The sequence below is a fragment of the Jannaschia seosinensis genome (assembly GCF_001408515.1).
Lineage (GTDB): Bacteria > Pseudomonadota > Alphaproteobacteria > Rhodobacterales > Rhodobacteraceae > Jannaschia > Jannaschia seosinensis.
The window spans coordinates 24,182-39,219 of sequence record NZ_CYPR01000055.1 but is presented as its reverse complement, the minus strand read 5'-3'; the positions used below and the strand labels follow the sequence as shown (position 1 = coordinate 39,219).

General features: G+C 68.5%; 13 protein-coding genes. 11 read left to right on the top strand and 2 right to left on the bottom strand.

The genetic code is table 11. The annotated features are described in order from the left end of the window. Positions 1-231: 231 nt before the first annotated feature. Both glmS and glmU read right to left on the bottom strand, forming a co-directional pair. The gene (gene glmS / locus JSE7799_RS04870) at positions 232-2,037 is read right to left on the bottom strand and encodes a glutamine--fructose-6-phosphate transaminase (isomerizing) (protein ID WP_055662613.1); all 1,806 of its coding nucleotides are present in this window, start codon (positions 2,035-2,037) and stop codon (positions 232-234) included. A gap of 1 nt (position 2,038) precedes the next feature. Next, the gene (gene glmU / locus JSE7799_RS04865; RefSeq protein WP_055662612.1) at positions 2,039-3,388 is read right to left on the bottom strand and encodes a bifunctional UDP-N-acetylglucosamine diphosphorylase/glucosamine-1-phosphate N-acetyltransferase GlmU; all 1,350 of its coding nucleotides are present in this window, start codon (positions 3,386-3,388) and stop codon (positions 2,039-2,041) included. An 81-nt stretch (positions 3,389-3,469) separates the two neighbouring features. Here glmU and JSE7799_RS04860 point away from each other — a divergent pair, with 81 nt between their 5' ends. The 11 genes from JSE7799_RS04860 to JSE7799_RS04810 all read left to right on the top strand — a co-directional run bounded on the left by JSE7799_RS04860 (position 3,470) and on the right by JSE7799_RS04810 (position 15,025). Further along, the gene (locus JSE7799_RS04860) at positions 3,470-4,141 is read left to right on the top strand and encodes an HAD-IA family hydrolase (protein ID WP_055662611.1); all 672 of its coding nucleotides are present in this window, start codon (positions 3,470-3,472) and stop codon (positions 4,139-4,141) included. A 408-nt stretch (positions 4,142-4,549) separates the two neighbouring features. Then, positions 4,550-5,713 carry an isovaleryl-CoA dehydrogenase gene (locus JSE7799_RS04855; protein WP_055662610.1) on the top strand — a complete coding sequence of 388 codons (1,164 nt, stop codon included), beginning with the start codon at positions 4,550-4,552 and terminating at the stop codon, positions 5,711-5,713. Continuing rightward, positions 5,710-6,186 (top strand): hypothetical protein, encoded by a 477-nt coding sequence (locus JSE7799_RS04850; protein ID WP_144431562.1) that lies wholly within the window; start codon positions 5,710-5,712, stop codon positions 6,184-6,186. Before JSE7799_RS04855 ends, JSE7799_RS04850 begins: the two co-directional genes overlap by 4 nt. Further along, the gene (locus tag JSE7799_RS04845) at positions 6,187-6,603 is read left to right on the top strand and encodes a DUF1622 domain-containing protein (protein WP_055662608.1); all 417 of its coding nucleotides are present in this window, start codon (positions 6,187-6,189) and stop codon (positions 6,601-6,603) included. 427 nt (positions 6,604-7,030) lie between these two features. After that, entirely contained in the window at positions 7,031-8,644 is a 1,614-nt protein-coding gene (locus JSE7799_RS04840; protein WP_055662607.1) for a carboxyl transferase domain-containing protein, read from the top strand. A gap of 94 nt (positions 8,645-8,738) precedes the next feature. Continuing rightward, positions 8,739-9,377 (top strand): hypothetical protein, encoded by a 639-nt coding sequence (locus JSE7799_RS04835; protein WP_055662606.1) that lies wholly within the window; start codon positions 8,739-8,741, stop codon positions 9,375-9,377. Further along, the gene (locus JSE7799_RS04830; protein ID WP_055662605.1) at positions 9,377-11,308 is read left to right on the top strand and encodes an acetyl-CoA carboxylase biotin carboxylase subunit; all 1,932 of its coding nucleotides are present in this window, start codon (positions 9,377-9,379) and stop codon (positions 11,306-11,308) included. Before JSE7799_RS04835 ends, JSE7799_RS04830 begins: the two co-directional genes overlap by 1 nt. 72 nt (positions 11,309-11,380) lie before the next feature. Beyond that, entirely contained in the window at positions 11,381-12,028 is a 648-nt protein-coding gene (locus JSE7799_RS04825) for a glutathione S-transferase family protein (RefSeq protein WP_055662604.1), read from the top strand. Then, positions 12,025-12,879 (top strand): hydroxymethylglutaryl-CoA lyase, encoded by an 855-nt coding sequence (locus JSE7799_RS04820; protein WP_055662603.1) that lies wholly within the window; start codon positions 12,025-12,027, stop codon positions 12,877-12,879. Before JSE7799_RS04825 ends, JSE7799_RS04820 begins: the two co-directional genes overlap by 4 nt. 111 nt (positions 12,880-12,990) lie before the next feature. Beyond that, the gene (locus tag JSE7799_RS04815) at positions 12,991-13,761 is read left to right on the top strand and encodes a crotonase/enoyl-CoA hydratase family protein (RefSeq protein ID WP_144431561.1); all 771 of its coding nucleotides are present in this window, start codon (positions 12,991-12,993) and stop codon (positions 13,759-13,761) included. Between the two features lie 130 nt (positions 13,762-13,891). Then, on the top strand, positions 13,892-15,025 hold the full coding sequence (locus JSE7799_RS04810; RefSeq protein WP_055662601.1) for a lytic murein transglycosylase: 1,134 nt from the start codon (positions 13,892-13,894) through the stop codon (positions 15,023-15,025). Positions 15,026-15,038 lie beyond the last annotated feature (13 nt).

Here is a 15,038-nt window from a genome sequence, read left to right as displayed (position 1 = left end):
TAGATGCGTCTGACTCGTGCCAACACACGGCCCTGCCGAATACCTGTCGGCCGACCGCGCGCCCGCCCGAGATGTCTCACAGGCGGGGCCCCATCAGGTCCGCGCCCGCGGCAGTCACAGTTCGATCGCTAATGCAGTACTGTCGGCGACACTTCGCGAGCGATCCATACTTTGCTCTGGGCAATAGATCCGCCACGAACCATTGTCTGTCGGGCGCGCCGGCTTTCCATCCTATTCGACGGTAACGGACTTGGCGAGGTTCCTCGGCTGGTCGACATCGGTGCCTTTGTGGACAGCCGTATGATAGGCCAGCAGCTGTGCCGGTACGGCATAGAGGATTGGCGCCATCAGCGGGTCGATCGCGGGCATCACGAGAGTCTGCCAGACGCCCTCGGATGCGCGGGCGGCGCCCTCGGAATCCGTCACCAGAAGGACCTGTCCCTCGCGCGCCATGACTTCCTGCATGTTGCTGACGGTCTTGTCGAAGAGCGCATCCGTCGGCGCCAGCACCACCACCGGAAGCGTCCGATCCACCAAGGCAATCGGCCCGTGCTTGAGTTCACCCGACGCATAGGCTTCGGCGTGGATGTAGCTGATCTCCTTGAGCTTCAGAGCGCCTTCATGCGCCATCGGGAACATCAGCCCGCGGCCGAGAAACAGCACATCCGATGCTTCTGCCAGCCGCGAGGCCAGTTCTTCACAGCGCGTCTCAATGGCCATTGCCTGCGACATCAGGCCCGGCAGGCGCCGCAAGCCCGCTACCAGCGCCGCTTCCCGTTCAGAGTCGATCACGCCGCGCTGCACTCCCGCGCGGATCGCGAGGCAAAGCAGCACCGCGAGCTGATTCACGAAGGCTTTCGTCGATGCCACGCCGACCTCGACGCCTGCGAGGATCGGCAGTGCCACGTCACTTTCGCGCGCGATAGACGAGGTGGTAACGTTGACGACCGACACGATCGCCGCCGCCTTGCCACGCGCGTAACGCAGTGCGGCCAGCGTGTCCGCCGTCTCGCCGGACTGGCTGACGAAAAGCGCGGTGGAGGCAGGGCTGACGGGACCCTCGCGGTAGCGATATTCCGACGCGATATCGACATCGACCGGCATCCGCGCCAGCCCCTCGAACCAGTACTTGGCGACCGAGCACGCGAAATTCGCGGTTCCGCAGGCCACCATCACCACCCGGTCGGCGGCGGCGAAGTCGTGATCGACCGGCGGCGCCACGCGGTCGCCGTCGAGATAGGCGGCCAGAACGTCCGACAGGGTCTGCGGCTGTTCATGGATCTCCTTGGCCATGAAATGCCGGTGTCCGGCCTTCTCGATCCGAGCCGCGTCGACGGCGATACGCCGCATTTCGCGGTGCGTCTGCTGCCCCTCGGCATCAAAGATGCGGACGCCCGCACGCGTCACGACCGCACGATCTCCCTCTTCCAGGTAGGTCAGCCGGTCGGTCAGCGGACCCAGGGCGATGGCATCCGAGCCGACATACATTTCGCCGGACCCGTGTCCGATGGCCAAAGGCGACCCGGCCCGGGCGCAGACCAGCAGATCGGGCTGTCCTTCGAACAGGAAGCAGAGCGCGTAGGCCCCCTCCAGCCGGTTGATCGTGGCGAAGGCGGCGGCTTCGGGCGTCAGTCCCTCGTCCAGAAACCGTTCGCACAAGCGCACGACCGTCTCGGTGTCGGTCTCGCTCTCCCACGGGCCGTCGAGTTCGGCGCGCAACTCGCGGAAGTTCTCGATTATGCCATTATGCACCACAGCCACGCGGCCTGCGCGGTGCGGGTGCGCGTTCGACACGCTCGGCGCGCCATGGGTGGCCCAGCGGGTATGCCCGATCCCCGCAAAGCCCTGCAGCGGATCGGTCACCAGCAAGTCGGCCAGGTTTACCAGCTTGCCCACGGCCCGCCGCCGGTCCAGCGCACCGTCATTGACCGTTGCGATGCCGGCGCTGTCGTAGCCGCGATATTCCAGCCGCTTGAGCGCCTCGACCATGATGGGCGCGGCTTGGTGATTGCCCAGAATTCCGATGATGCCGCACATGTCAGTTGCGCTCCCGCGTCTTGGCCATCCGCAGACGGGCCATCAGCCGCGCCGCAAGGCCGTCCTTGTTGATCTGCTTCGCCCGGCCCAGTGCCAGCGCCCCGTCCGGCACGTCCTCGGTCACCACGCTGCCCGACCCGGTCATGGCCCCCGCGCCCACACGGACCGGCGCGACCAGTGCGGTATTCGATCCGATGAAGGCTTCCGCGCCGATCTCGGTCCGGTGTTTGAAGACGCCGTCATAGTTGCAGGTGATCGTCCCGGCGCCGATATTGGCGCGCGCGCCCACATCGGCATCGCCGACATAGCTCAGGTGGTTGAGTTTCGCGCCCGCGGCGATCCGCGCGGCCTTCACCTCGACGAAGTTTCCGACCCGCGCGCCGCGCGCAAGTTCGGTACCGGGGCGCAGGCGCGCATAGGGCCCCACCACGCAGGCGCCCGCGACGCGGCATCCTTCCAGATGGCTGAAGGCGCGGATCACCGCGCCATCCTCGAGCGTCACGCCGGGGCCGAACACGACGTTCGGCTCGATCACGACGTCATGACCGACAATCGTATCGTGGGCGAAAAATACCGTCTCGGGCGCGGTCAGGGTGGCGCCCGTCGCCATCACCTCGTCGCGCATGCGCCGCTGGAAAGCGGCCTCGGCGGCGGCAAGGTCTGCGCGCGTGTTCACACCCATCGTTTCCGCCTCGGGGCAGGTGACGAGCCGCGCCGACATGCGGCCTGCACGGGCCAGCGCGATGATGTCCGTGAGGTAATATTCCCCGGCCGCGTTGTCGCACCCGACCTGGTCGAGCAGGCTGAAGAGAACACCTGCATCGGCGGCGATCACACCGGAATTGCACAGCCGGATCGACAATTCCTCGGCCGAGGCGTCCTTAGCCTCCACGATCCGCTCCAGCCGGTCGCCCTGTGCCACCAGACGGCCATAGCGGCCCGGATCGGCGGCCTCGAAGCCGAGGACGACGACGTCGGCGCCGGCCGTCCGCGCAGCCAGCATCGACTCGAGCGTCGCGGGCCGGATGAAGGGCGTATCGCCATAAAGAACGATCACGTCGCCCTCGAATCCGGCCAGCGCATCGCGCGCTTGCGCGACGGCATGCGCTGTCCCGAGCTGCTCCGTCTGGCGCACCACGACGGCGCCGGGATCATGCGCGCGCGCGGCGGCCACGACCGCGTCGCCGTCATGGCCCGCGACGATCACCGTCCGCTCGGGCGCGATGCTTTCCCCTGCCCGGAGCGCATGCGCCAGAAGCGGCGCATGGGCCACCTCGTGCAGAACCTTGGCCCGGTCCGACAGCATCCGGCTACCGCGCCCGGCGGCGAGAACGATCAAAGCTGTCGGCATGGTGGCCCTTTCCCTCAGTCGTCCGCCGTTCTACCCGCACGGGGACCTGCCGCAACCCGGCTACCGCAAAAGGATGCCCAGATGAAACGATGCGTGATCTTCGACCTCGACGGGACCCTGTGCGACACATCGCAGGATCTCATAGCGGCGGCCAATGCTGCCTTTGCCGAACTCGGCCACGATATCCGCCTCGACCCGCAGGCCGACGAGGATCGGGCGACGGCCCTCCGGGGCGGGCGGGCGATGCTGCGGCTGGGTTTCTCGCGCAAGGGCGAGGTGGACGAGGCGCAGGTCGACGCCGGCTACCAGCCGCTGCTCGACGCTTATGAGCGCGACATTTGCACGCACACGGTCTTCTATCCCGGCGCGCTCGACGCGGTGCGCCGCCTGCGCGCGGCGGGTGATGCCGTTGGCATCTGCACCAACAAGCCCGAGGGGCTGGCGCGGAAGCTGATGGATGCCCTCGATGCAAGCGACCTGTTCGACAGCCTCGTCGGCGCCGACCGACTGGAGGTGCGCAAGCCGCATCCCGACCATCTGATCGAGGCGGTGCGCGAGGCGGGCGGCGACATGTCGCGCGCCGCGATGATCGGCGATACCGAAACCGATCGGGAAACGGCGCATGAGGCGGGCTTGCCCTGCATCCTCGTCACCTTCGGACCGGGCGCGGGCAATGTCGCCGATCTGCGGCCCGATGCGCTGCTGCAGGATTATTCGCAGCTCGAAACCGCGCTGCAGGTGGTCGGGCTCTGAAGCCGACGGGTCTCGGCCGGACGTGCCGCTTCGCTCGAAGCGTGCCGCGGCCGGCAGGATCCATCTCGCAGCGGCCTTTGGTCCCGCCGTTTCGGGCGAAACCGCCGCATCTGGGGGCACCGGCGGTTGCTTGCGGTGTAATCCCCTGTCTCCGGCTTCGGCGCGGCTCTCATGGACCGGCTCGGAGGCAATGCCGGCCAAGACGCTGCGGCTGCCCGATCGGCCCGCACATGCCCTGACCTCGACAAGACAAATCATGCGGGACCCGGACGGAATCTCGCGCACGAGGTCGCCCTTGCTGGCGGCGGACCTTCGAGCCTAACCTGATTGAGGCGCGCACCCGCTGGACGGCGGCGCGGCCACACGCTATCTATTGAACGCTTGTTCAATTCCTGGGAGGGGAAGCGGATGTTCAACGCGAGCATGAACTTCGATCTGGGCGAGGACGTCGCGGCGCTGCGCGAGATGGTCCATCGCTGGGCGCAGGATCGCGTCAAGCCGATGGCCGCGCAGATCGACCGCGACAACGATTTCCCGCGGGAATTGTGGACCGAGATGGGCGAGCTGGGCCTCCTCGGCATCACGGTGCCCGAGGCCGATGGCGGTGCGGGAATGGGCTATCTCGCGCATACCGTCGCCATCGAGGAGATCGCCCGCGCCTCCGCCTCCGTCTCGCTGAGCTACGGCGCCCACAGCAATCTCTGTGTCAACCAGATCGCGCTGAACGGCAATGCGGAGCAGAAGGCGAAATATCTGCCAGGCCTGATCTCCGGCGAGCATGTCGGCGCGCTGGCCATGTCCGAGGCGGGGGCGGGGTCGGACGTCGTCGGGATGAAGCTGCGCGCCGAGAAGCGCAACGACCGCTACATCCTCAACGGCACCAAGTACTGGATTACCAACGGACCCGACGCAGAGACGTTGGTGGTCTATGCCAAGACCGATCCCGATGCCGGTTCGAAGGGCATTACCGCCTTTCTAATCGAGCGGTCGATGGCGGGCTTCTCCGCCTCGCCGCATTTCGACAAGCTCGGCATGCGCGGCTCGAACACCGCGGAACTGGTTTTCGAGGATGTCGAGGTTCCGTTCGAAAACGTGCTGGGGCAGGAAGGCGGCGGCGTGCGCGTCCTCATGTCCGGCCTCGATTACGAGCGCGTGGTCCTGTCGGGCATCGGCACCGGCATCATGGCGGCCTGTCTCGACGAGGTGATGCCCTACCTCGCCGAGCGCAAGCAGTTCGGATCGCCCATCGGCTCGTTCCAGCTCATGCAGGGCAAGATTGCCGACATGTACACGGCGATGAATTCCGCGCGGGCCTATGTCTATGAGGTTGCCAAGGCCTGTGACCGCGGACAGGTGACCCGACAGGACGCCGCCGCCTGTGTGCTCTACGCGTCCGAGGAGGCGATGAAGCAGGCCCATCAGGCGGTGCAGGCCATGGGCGGCGCGGGCTTCATGAACGACACGCCGGTCAGCCGCATCTTCCGCGACGCGAAGCTGATGGAGATCGGGGCGGGCACATCCGAAATCCGCCGCATGTTGGTGGGTCGGGAATTGATGGGAGCGATGGGGTGAGGGTGCTCGCGCTCCTCGCTCTCCTTCTGCCCGTGCCCGCGCTCGCGCAGGACGATCCCGCCGCCTGCGTCATCGAAACGGCCGGCACCGCCGGCGCGGAGCAGGCCTGCTTGCGCGAGGCGCTGGCGCGTTGCGACACGGCCCCCGCAACCGCCTGCGTCGTGCAGGCCAGCCAGACCTTGAGCGAACGCGCTGCCGCCGTCGCGGGAACCTTCTCCGCGGACATGGTCGATGCCGCCGCGGCGCGGCTGCCGGAGGCGGAGGGCAATCGCCTCGTGGAGGCCTACAGGCTGTATCTCAAGGAAGACGGCACCGGCGCCTGCGCCGACGGCGACCTTGAGCGCGATCTGATGACGCACCTTTCCGAGGAGGTGAGCGCGGGTGCGGTCTGCGAGCTTCTGGCGGAGACGGCGCGCTTGCGTGCCATCACCGCCGTTGCCGATGTCGTTCACGACGTGCTGGGGCCGCGCTGAATGGAGCACAGGGACACCCTCGAAGGCTGGCTGGCCTACGAGCGCGAGGCAAGCTTCCTGCACGAGCAGCTGGACTGGTTGGTGACCGCGCTCGAATGGGGCGTGGTCACAATCGACGTCTTCGCCTGTCTGATCCTCGTGATCGGTGCCGTCCGTTTCATCGTAGGCTTCCTGCACGCCGAGATCACCCGCGACAGCATGCAGCGCGTGCGCATCGTCAACGGCGAGCGGGTAGAGCTCGGACGCTATATTCTGGGCGGGCTCGAGCTGCTGATCGTGTCCGACATCATCCACACCGCGCTCAGCCTCGCGATGATCGATCTCGTCTTCCTCGGGCTGCTGGTCATCATCCGCTCGCTCATCTCCTTTTTCCTCGACCGGGAACTGGAACAGGTGAAAAAGGATTTGAGCGAATGAACCGAACGGGATCAGATATCGGGCTTATAGCTCCGCCGACTTGTGTCCGGAATGCGGGACCGGTTTTTTATGTGAACCTCGATCGGCAGGCGGAGCGGCGCAGGTCGATTGAGGATCAAGTTGAGGCCTGGCATGTGGCGGCCTTGTACGGCGAGGCTTCGACAGGGCGCGGCGAAACGGATGGGGGTCCCTACGCCGAACTCTCTCCGGGGCAAACTGCCTGTTTCGGGCCTCACCGGCTTGTCGAAGAATACGACGATCCGTTGCATATCGGTCTTCCGGACCCGTCCCGACGGCCTCATGCCCCGACCTTTTGCCGGATCGGGTCTGACGCGCAACATGGCGTCACGCCGTATCGTGCCCTCGTCGATGACCACACCCGAGGGGATGAACCGATGACACAGCGCAACACATCAAGGGGGGCTCCATGAAGCTCACGTCCGCCCTCATCCCCAATTCCGAGGAGGCGCGCGCCAACCGCGAGGCGCATCTCGGCGCGTTGGCAGATATCCGTGAGGCGGCCGAGGCCGCGGCGGCGGGCGGTGGCGAGAAGGCACGCGCCCGTCACCTCTCCCGCGGCAAGATGCTGCCGCGCGAACGGGTGGCGAACCTGCTCGATCCCGGCTCGCCCTTTCTGGAGGTCGGCGCCTTCGCGGGCCACGGCATGTATGACGGTGCGGCGCCCGGCGGCGGTGCGATCGCGGGGATCGGCGTCGTCCACGGGCGGCAGGTCATGGTCGTGTGCAACGACGCGACGGTAAAGGGCGGCACCTACTATCCCGTCACCGTCAAGAAGCACCTGCGCGCCCAGGAGATCGCCGAGGAGTGCCGACTGCCCTGCATCTACCTCGTCGATAGCGGCGGGGCGAACCTGCCCAATCAGGACGAGGTGTTTCCGGACCGCGACCATTTCGGGCGCATCTTTTACAACCAGGCCCGGATGTCGGCCAAGGGCATCGCGCAGATCGCCGTGGTCATGGGGTCGTGCACGGCGGGCGGCGCCTATGTGCCCGCCATGTCGGACGTGTCGATCATCGTGCGCGAGCAGGGGACGATCTTCCTTGCCGGGCCGCCTTTGGTGAAGGCTGCGACGGGCGAGGTCGTGACGGCCGAGGATCTGGGTGGCGGCGACGTGCATACGCGTCTGTCGGGGGTGGCGGATTATCTGGCGGAGGACGATGCGCATGCATTGGCCCTTGCCCGCGACGCGGTGCGCAGCCTCGGATTACCCATGGGTAATTCTCGTAACATACTGGAATCGGATGATTCCGATCCGCCCCTTTACGATCCCGAGGAGATTCTGGACGTCGTTCCGGCGAGCCTTTCGACGCCCTATGACATCCGGGAGGTGATCGCCCGGCTGGTCGACGGATCGCGCTTCGACGAGTTCAAGGCGCGGTTCGGCGAGACGCTGGTGACCGGGTTCGCGCATGTGCGGGGGATGCCGGTCGGGATCGTCGCCAACAACGGAGTCCTGTTTTCCGAGGCCGCGCAGAAGGGCGCGCATTTCGTCGAGCTGTGTTCGCAGCGCGCGATCCCGCTGGTGTTCCTGCAGAACATCACGGGCTTTATGGTCGGTCGCAAATACGAGAACGAGGGCATCGCCCGACACGGCGCCAAGATGGTGACGGCGGTGGCCACGACCTCCGTACCCAAGGTGACGATGCTGGTGGGCGGCAGTTTCGGGGCGGGCAATTACGGCATGTCCGGGCGCGCCTATCAGCCGCGTTTCCTGTGGACGTGGCCCAATTCGCGCATCTCGGTCATGGGCGGCGCGCAGGCGGCCGGCGTTCTGGCCACCGTCAAGCGCGACGCGATGGAGCGGGCGGGCCAGGAATGGTCGCCCGAGGAGGAGGCCGCCTTCAAGCGTCCCACCGAGGAGATGTTCGCCCGGCAATCGCATCCGCTCTATGCCTCCGCCCGGCTTTGGGATGACGGAGTCGTCGATCCGCGCAAGAGCCGCGACGTGCTGGCGCTGTCGCTGCGGGCGGCGTTGAACGCGCCCGTGGAGGAGACGCGCTTCGGCGTGTTCCGGATGTGACGATGCGACGGCTTTGCCCGCATATCGCCCGGAGCCAGGTGCGCGCGGTCGGCCTGACCCTGCGCGGCGGGGCTGCATCCGGCGGGACCAAGCCGTGAACGCCGCCGTTCCGCCTTGGGGGCCGCGCCCCGGCCCGACGCGCGTTCCGCGGGTCGCGTCGGGCGGATTGACGGGATCCGAGGTGTCGGTCTGGCTGATCCATCCCGACGACCGACCGGATTATTACGAGACGATTTTCGACTTCGCCGCTTTCGTGGCCGCGGCGCACGAGGGCGTGCCGCGTCTGGTCGTCTGGTCCGGGCGTGCCGACGTGGATCGGACGGGTCTGCGCCAGACGCTGCGCCGGATCGTGACGGCCGAGATCGACGCGGCGCGCGCCCAGTTCGACGCCGACGGTGAGGTCCCGTCCGACCGCGAGGCGCGACAGGGGATGGGCCTGGTCCTGACGCTCGCGGCGCAGGGGACGCTTCTGGCGATGCGCGCCACGCCTGCGGGCCTCGCGGTCAGCGTGCTGATCGGGGCCGCGGGTCTGGCGGCGGGGCGCGGGCGCGATGCGCCAGATCCGGACGGCCCCGCGATTCTGGAGACGCAGATCGCGCGCGTGCAGAAGGCGACCGATGCGGCGCTCGCGTCGCTGGATCTGCGCCTGCATCCCGAACTTGCCGCCGAGGGCGGCGACCCGGAGGCATGGCCCCTGCCGCAGGCCGTTAAAGACGTGATGGAGATTTCCTGATGTTCGCCAAGATCCTTATCGCCAACAGGGGCGAGATCGCCTGCCGCGTGATCGATACGTGCCGGCGGCTCGGCGTGTCGACCGTGGCGGTGCATTCCGACGTGGACCGCGATGCGCGGCACGTGGCGATGGCCGACGAGGCGGTGTCGCTGGGCGGCGCCGCGCCCGCCGAAAGCTACCTGCGCGGCGACGCCATCATCGCGGCCGCGCACGCCACCGGGGCGCAGGCGATCCACCCGGGCTACGGGTTCCTCAGCGAGAATCCCGACTTCGTCGAGGCGGTCACGGCGGCCGGGCTGACCTTTATCGGCCCCTCGGCCGACGCGATCCGGGCCATGGGCCTCAAGGATGCGGCCAAGAAGGCGATGGAAGAGGCCGGGGTGCCCGTCGTGCCGGGGTACCACGGCGTCGATCAGGCCGATGTCCGCCTGGCGCAGGAGGCCGCGAAGATCGGGTGGCCGGTTCTCATCAAGGCCGTCGCCGGCGGCGGCGGCAAGGGCATGCGGCGCGTCGATGCCGAAGCCGATTTCGCCGATGCGCTGAACGCGGCGCGTTCGGAGGCGGCCAAGGCCTTCGGCAACGAGGCCGTCCTCATCGAGAAATTCGTCGCCACGCCCCGCCATATCGAGGTGCAGGTTTTCGGCGACGGAACGCGCGCCGTCCATCTCTTCGAGCGGGATTGCTCGCTCCAGCGTCGCCACCAGAAGGTGATCGAGGAGGCGCCCGCCCCGGGCATGACACCCGAGATGCGCGACGCGATGGGGCAGGCCGCCGTGCGCGCCGCCGAGGCGATCGGCTATTCCGGCGCCGGAACGGTCGAGTTCATCGTGGACGCGACCGACGGGCTCCGCCCCGACCGGTTCTTCTTCATGGAAATGAACACGAGGCTTCAGGTTGAGCATCCGGTGACCGAAGCGATCACCGGGATCGATCTGGTGGAGTGGCAGCTTCGCGTGGCCGCCGGTGAGGACCTCCCTGCGCGGCAGGAGGATCTGTCGATCACCGGACATTCTTTCGAGGCCCGCCTCTATGCCGAGGATGCGGCGAATGGGTTCCTGCCGCAGACCGGAACGCTGACCCACTTGCGGTTTCCCGAAGGCGCGCGTGCCGAAACCGGCGTGCGCGCGGGGGATGTGATCTCGCCTTGGTACGACCCAATGATCGCCAAGCTGATCGTGCATGGGCCAACGCGACGTGCGGCCCTGCGGGCGCTGGATCGGGCGCTGTCGCAGACGCAGGTTGCGGGGACGGTGACGAACCTCGCCTTCCTGCGCGCGCTGGCCGGGCATGAGGGCTTTGCGGCGGGCGAGGTGGATACCGGGCTGATCGATCGCGATGTCGCGGCGCTGACCGCGCGGATGGACCCGCCCACCTCGGTAAGGGCGCTGGCCGCGGTCGGAGCGCTGGGCCTGACGGGCAACGTCGCGGCCGAGGGGTTCCACCTCTGGGCGCCGCTCGTCTGGACGGCGCGGCTGTCCTGGCGCGGCGAGGATGTTTCGGCGCGGGTCACCGGATTGGGCGGCGGGTGCTATGCGGTGGAAGTCGATGAGGCCCGCCACGAGATTGCGCGGGCGGCCGATGGCTGGCGCGTGGACGGCGCGCGCGTCGCGGCCGAGGTCGCGGCGGGCGAGGGCTCTGTCACCGTGTTCTGGGGCGATGCGCATACGTTCGAGGTGCCGGACCCGCTCTCGGTGGCCTCTGCGGCCGGGGCGTCGGACGGCGTGGTCGTGGCGCCGATGCCGGGCCTGGTGAAGGCGGTCTTCGTCGAAGCCGGAGCCGAGGTCGCCACGGGCGACCGGCTGGCCGTGCTGGAGGCGATGAAGATGGAGCACACGCTGCGTGCGCCGCATGACGGGGTTGTGGCGGAGGTTCTCACCGAGGCGGGCGCGCAGGTCGAGGCGGGCGCCGCGCTGATCCGGCTGGACGTTTGACCGGCGGCATCGAGGCGAGGGGGCAGCCTCCGGTCCGTCTTGGCGTGTTTTCGAAGCGGAAAAGGAAGCCGGATGTCTGAGATCGTCCTTCACCACGTTCCGCAATCGCGGTCGCAGCGGGTGCTGTGGCTGCTCCGCGAACTCAGGCTGGAGCACGAGGTTCGTGTCTGGCCGTTCGACAAGACGCTGCGGAGCGCGGAATACCTCGCGCTGAACCCGGTGGGGCGCGTGCCCGCGCTGGAGATGGACGGGCGGGCCTACTGGGAGACGGGGGCGATCATCGAGCTGCTCTGCGAGCGATTTCCCGATGCCCGGCTGGGGCGCGGGGCCGCCGAGGCCGAGCGGGCGGATTTCCTGATCTGGCTGCATTTCGCCGAGACGATGAGCCAGCACGCAGCAGCCCTGACACAGCAGCACCTGATGCTGCGCGATGCGGCCATGCGCTCGCCGGTCGTGTGCAAGCTGGAGGCGGCGCGGGTGGGCAAGTGCTTCGATGCGGTCGAGATGCGGCTTGCGCGGGAGGGGACGACGGGCTGGCTCCTCGCGGAGTTCTCGGCCGCCGACATCGCGGTGGCGCAGGCCGCGATCATGGCCCGCCGGTTCCACCGCGTCGGTGCGCGCGGCGCGATGGTTGACTGGCTTGCCCGCTGCGAGGCGCGGCCGGCCTTTCCGGTGGAAGAAGGGCTCTACGACAGGGAATTCTACGAGGTGCCGGCATGAGCGAATACGTCGAAATCTTCGAGGTCGGCCCAAGGGACGGTCTGCAGAACGAGCAGCGCCAAATACCGGCGGCCGACAAGATCGCCCTGATCGACACGTTGTCGCGCGCGGGGTTCCGGCGGATCGAGGCGGCCAGCTTCGTGAGCCCGAAATGGGTTCCGCAGATGGCTGACGGCGCCGAGGTCATGGCCGGGATCGCGCGTGCGCCGGGCGTGCGGTATGCCGCGCTCGCCCCGAACCTGCGCGGTTATGAGGGCGCGCGGGATGCGGGCGCCGACGAGGTGGCGATCTTCGCCTCGGCCTCTGAGGGGTTTTCGAAGGCGAACCTCAACGCGTCGATCACGGAGAGCCTGGAGCGGTTCGCCGTCGTGGCCAAGGCCGCGAAGGCCGACGGGATGGCGGTCCGGGGCTACGTGTCCTGCGTGACGGATTGCCCGTTTGACGGTGTGGTGCCGCCTTCGGATGTGGCGCGGGTGGTGGCGTCGCTGCGGGCGCTTGGCTGCTACGAGATCAGCCTTGGCGACACGATCGGGCGGGGGACGCCGGAGGCGGTGGACGCGATGCTCGACGCCGTTCTGGGTGAGGCGGATGCCGCGGCTTTGGCCGGACATTTCCACGACACGTCGGGCCGGGCGCTCGACAACGTGGACGTGGCGCTGGCGCGCGGATTGCGCGTCTTCGATGCCGCTGTGGGGGGCTTGGGCGGCTGTCCCTACGCCCCGGGTGCGGCGGGCAATGTCGCGACGGAGCGGCTGATGGCGCATCTGGAGGCGAACGGGCATGCAACGGGCCTCGATGCCGCGATCGTGGCCGAGGCGGCGGCGATGGCGCGGGCGATGCGCGGTGGCTGACACGGGTTGCGCATGCGCCGGGCGTGGATGGCATCGGTGCGCGAACGTTTTGCGGCGGATAGTGTCGGTTGACTGGGAGGCGGCGGGGCGGCCCGTGCCGGAATGGGAGGCGTGATGGAGACGATCGAGGTGACGCGTGACGGGCGCGGCGTGGCGACGGTGGCGTTGAACCTGCCCGAGACGCACAATGCCATGTCGGCGGCGATGATGGACGAGTTGACCGCCTTCGCCGCCGCGCCGGATGCGCGGGTCGTGGTGCTGACCGGAGCGGGGCGGTCGTTCTGTGCGGGTGGGGACCTGCGCTGGATGCGGGCGCAGTTCGACGCGGATGCCGAGGGTCGGACGCGGGAGGGGCGGCGGCTGGCCTACATGCTGCGCGCGCTCAACGAAATGCCGGTCCCGCTGATCGCGCGCGTGAATGGTGCGGCCTTTGGCGGCGGCGTCGGCCTTTGCTGTGTCGCGGATGTGGCCATCGGGGCCGAGGCGGCCATGTTCGGCCTGACCGAGACGCGGCTGGGACTGATTCCCGCGACGATCGGGCCCTACGTGATCGCACGCCTGGGCGAGGGCGTGGCGCGGCGGGTCTTCATGTCGGCGCGCCGGTTCGATGCCGCGGAGGCGGTGCGTCTGGGCGTTCTGGCGCGCGCGGTGCCCGAGGCGGAGCTGGACGCGGCGGTGGAGGCGGAGGTGGCGCCCTACCTGTCCTGCGCGCCGGGGGCGGTTGCGGATGCGAAGCGGCTGGCCCGGCGGTTGGGCCCGGTGATCGACGATGCCGCCATTGAGGACAGTATCGCCGCGCTGGCCGCCCGATGGGAGGGCGACGAAGCGGCAGAAGGCGTCGGTGCGTTCTTCGACAAACGCAAGCCGCGCTGGACGGAGTGACGGCGTAGGCTGCGGGCGGGGTTCGGGACGGCGGGCGCGACGGAACGCCGCCGGCGGGTGCGCTTGTGCTTGTCGATCCGGCCGCGTCGCGTAGTCTGGCGGCAATTCCTCATCAGAAGGGTATCCGGGCATGTTCTCCTCCGTCATCTCGCGCCGCACGTTTACGTTGATGCTGGCCGCCGCACCACTTTCGGCCTGTGCCGATGCGCCCTCGACCTCGGCCCGGCCGGGGATGCGGGCCCAGGACCCGGACCTGATCCCGCGGGCGACGGCGGGCTGGTCGGACTGGGTCGCGGGATTCCGGGGCCGTGCGCTGAGCCAGGGGATCCGTGCCGAGACGTTCGACCGCGCGTTCAGGGGGCAGGGCTTCGTGCCCGGCGTAGTGGCGCGCGACCGGAACCAGACGGAGTTTCGCCGTTCCTTCGAGGATTACCTCAACATCGTCGCCAACGAGACCAAGGTGCGCGACGGCCGGGCCGCATTCGCGCGGTGGCGCCCGACGCTCGAGGCGATCGAGGCGCGGTATGGCGTGCCCGCCGAGATCGTCACGGCCATCTGGGGCGTGGAGAGCAATTACGGCACGCGGCGCGGCGAGATTCCTGTCATCAGCGCCGTCTCGACGCTCGCCTATGACGGGCGGAGGGGCCGCTTCTTCGAGCAGCAGCTGGTTGCGGCGCTGCGCATCCTGCAATCGGGCGATACGACGCCCGACCGGATGACCGGATCCTGGGCGGGTGCGATGGGGCACACCCAGTTCATCCCGACCTCGTACCTGCAGTCCGCGGTCGATTTCGACGGCGACGGGCGGCGCGACATCTGGTCGGAGGATCCGGCCGATGCGCTGGCTTCGGCGGCGGCCTATCTGCGCGATGCGGGTTGGCGACGCGGGAGCGCTTGGGCCGACGAGGCGGCGGGCGGCGACCTGACGCCGGATCCGGGCGGGCCGTCCTTCCGGACGGGGCCGAATTTCGGGATCATCAAGCGTTACAACAATTCCGACGCCTATGCCTTGGGCGTGGGGTATCTGGCGCAGCGGATCGCCGGGGCGGGGCCGTTGCGCGCCGAGTTCGGGCCGGATCGCTACGGCATGGTCAAATCGCAGCGGGTGCAGTTGCAGCGAGGTCTGACGGCGGCCGGATACGATACCGGGGGCGACGACGGCGTGATCGGACCGAACAGCCGCCGCGCCATCGAAGCCTTCCAGCGCGCGCGCGGCCTGCCGGTCACGGGAGAGCCGTCGGTGGCGCTCCTGCGGATGCTGTGATCGGATAACACCC

What these genes read in the sequence shown, in the direction of transcription:
- JSE7799_RS04840 (WP_055662607.1), top strand. Translation starts at nt 7,031, where the DNA reads ATGAAGCTCACGTCCGCCCTCATCCCCAATTCCGAGGAGGCGCGCGCC.
- JSE7799_RS04845 (WP_055662608.1), top strand. Translation starts at nt 6,187, where the DNA reads ATGGAGCACAGGGACACCCTCGAAGGCTGGCTGGCCTACGAGCGCGAG.
- JSE7799_RS04810 (WP_055662601.1), top strand. Translation starts at nt 13,892, where the DNA reads ATGTTCTCCTCCGTCATCTCGCGCCGCACGTTTACGTTGATGCTGGCC.
- JSE7799_RS04820 (WP_055662603.1), top strand. Translation starts at nt 12,025, where the DNA reads ATGAGCGAATACGTCGAAATCTTCGAGGTCGGCCCAAGGGACGGTCTG.
- glmU (WP_055662612.1), bottom strand. Translation starts at nt 3,388, where the DNA reads ATGCCGACAGCTTTGATCGTTCTCGCCGCCGGGCGCGGTAGCCGGATG.
- JSE7799_RS04830 (WP_055662605.1), top strand. Translation starts at nt 9,377, where the DNA reads ATGTTCGCCAAGATCCTTATCGCCAACAGGGGCGAGATCGCCTGCCGC.
- JSE7799_RS04860 (WP_055662611.1), top strand. Translation starts at nt 3,470, where the DNA reads ATGAAACGATGCGTGATCTTCGACCTCGACGGGACCCTGTGCGACACA.
- JSE7799_RS04825 (WP_055662604.1), top strand. Translation starts at nt 11,381, where the DNA reads ATGTCTGAGATCGTCCTTCACCACGTTCCGCAATCGCGGTCGCAGCGG.
- glmS (WP_055662613.1), bottom strand. Translation starts at nt 2,037, where the DNA reads ATGTGCGGCATCATCGGAATTCTGGGCAATCACCAAGCCGCGCCCATC.
- JSE7799_RS04855 (WP_055662610.1), top strand. Translation starts at nt 4,550, where the DNA reads ATGTTCAACGCGAGCATGAACTTCGATCTGGGCGAGGACGTCGCGGCG.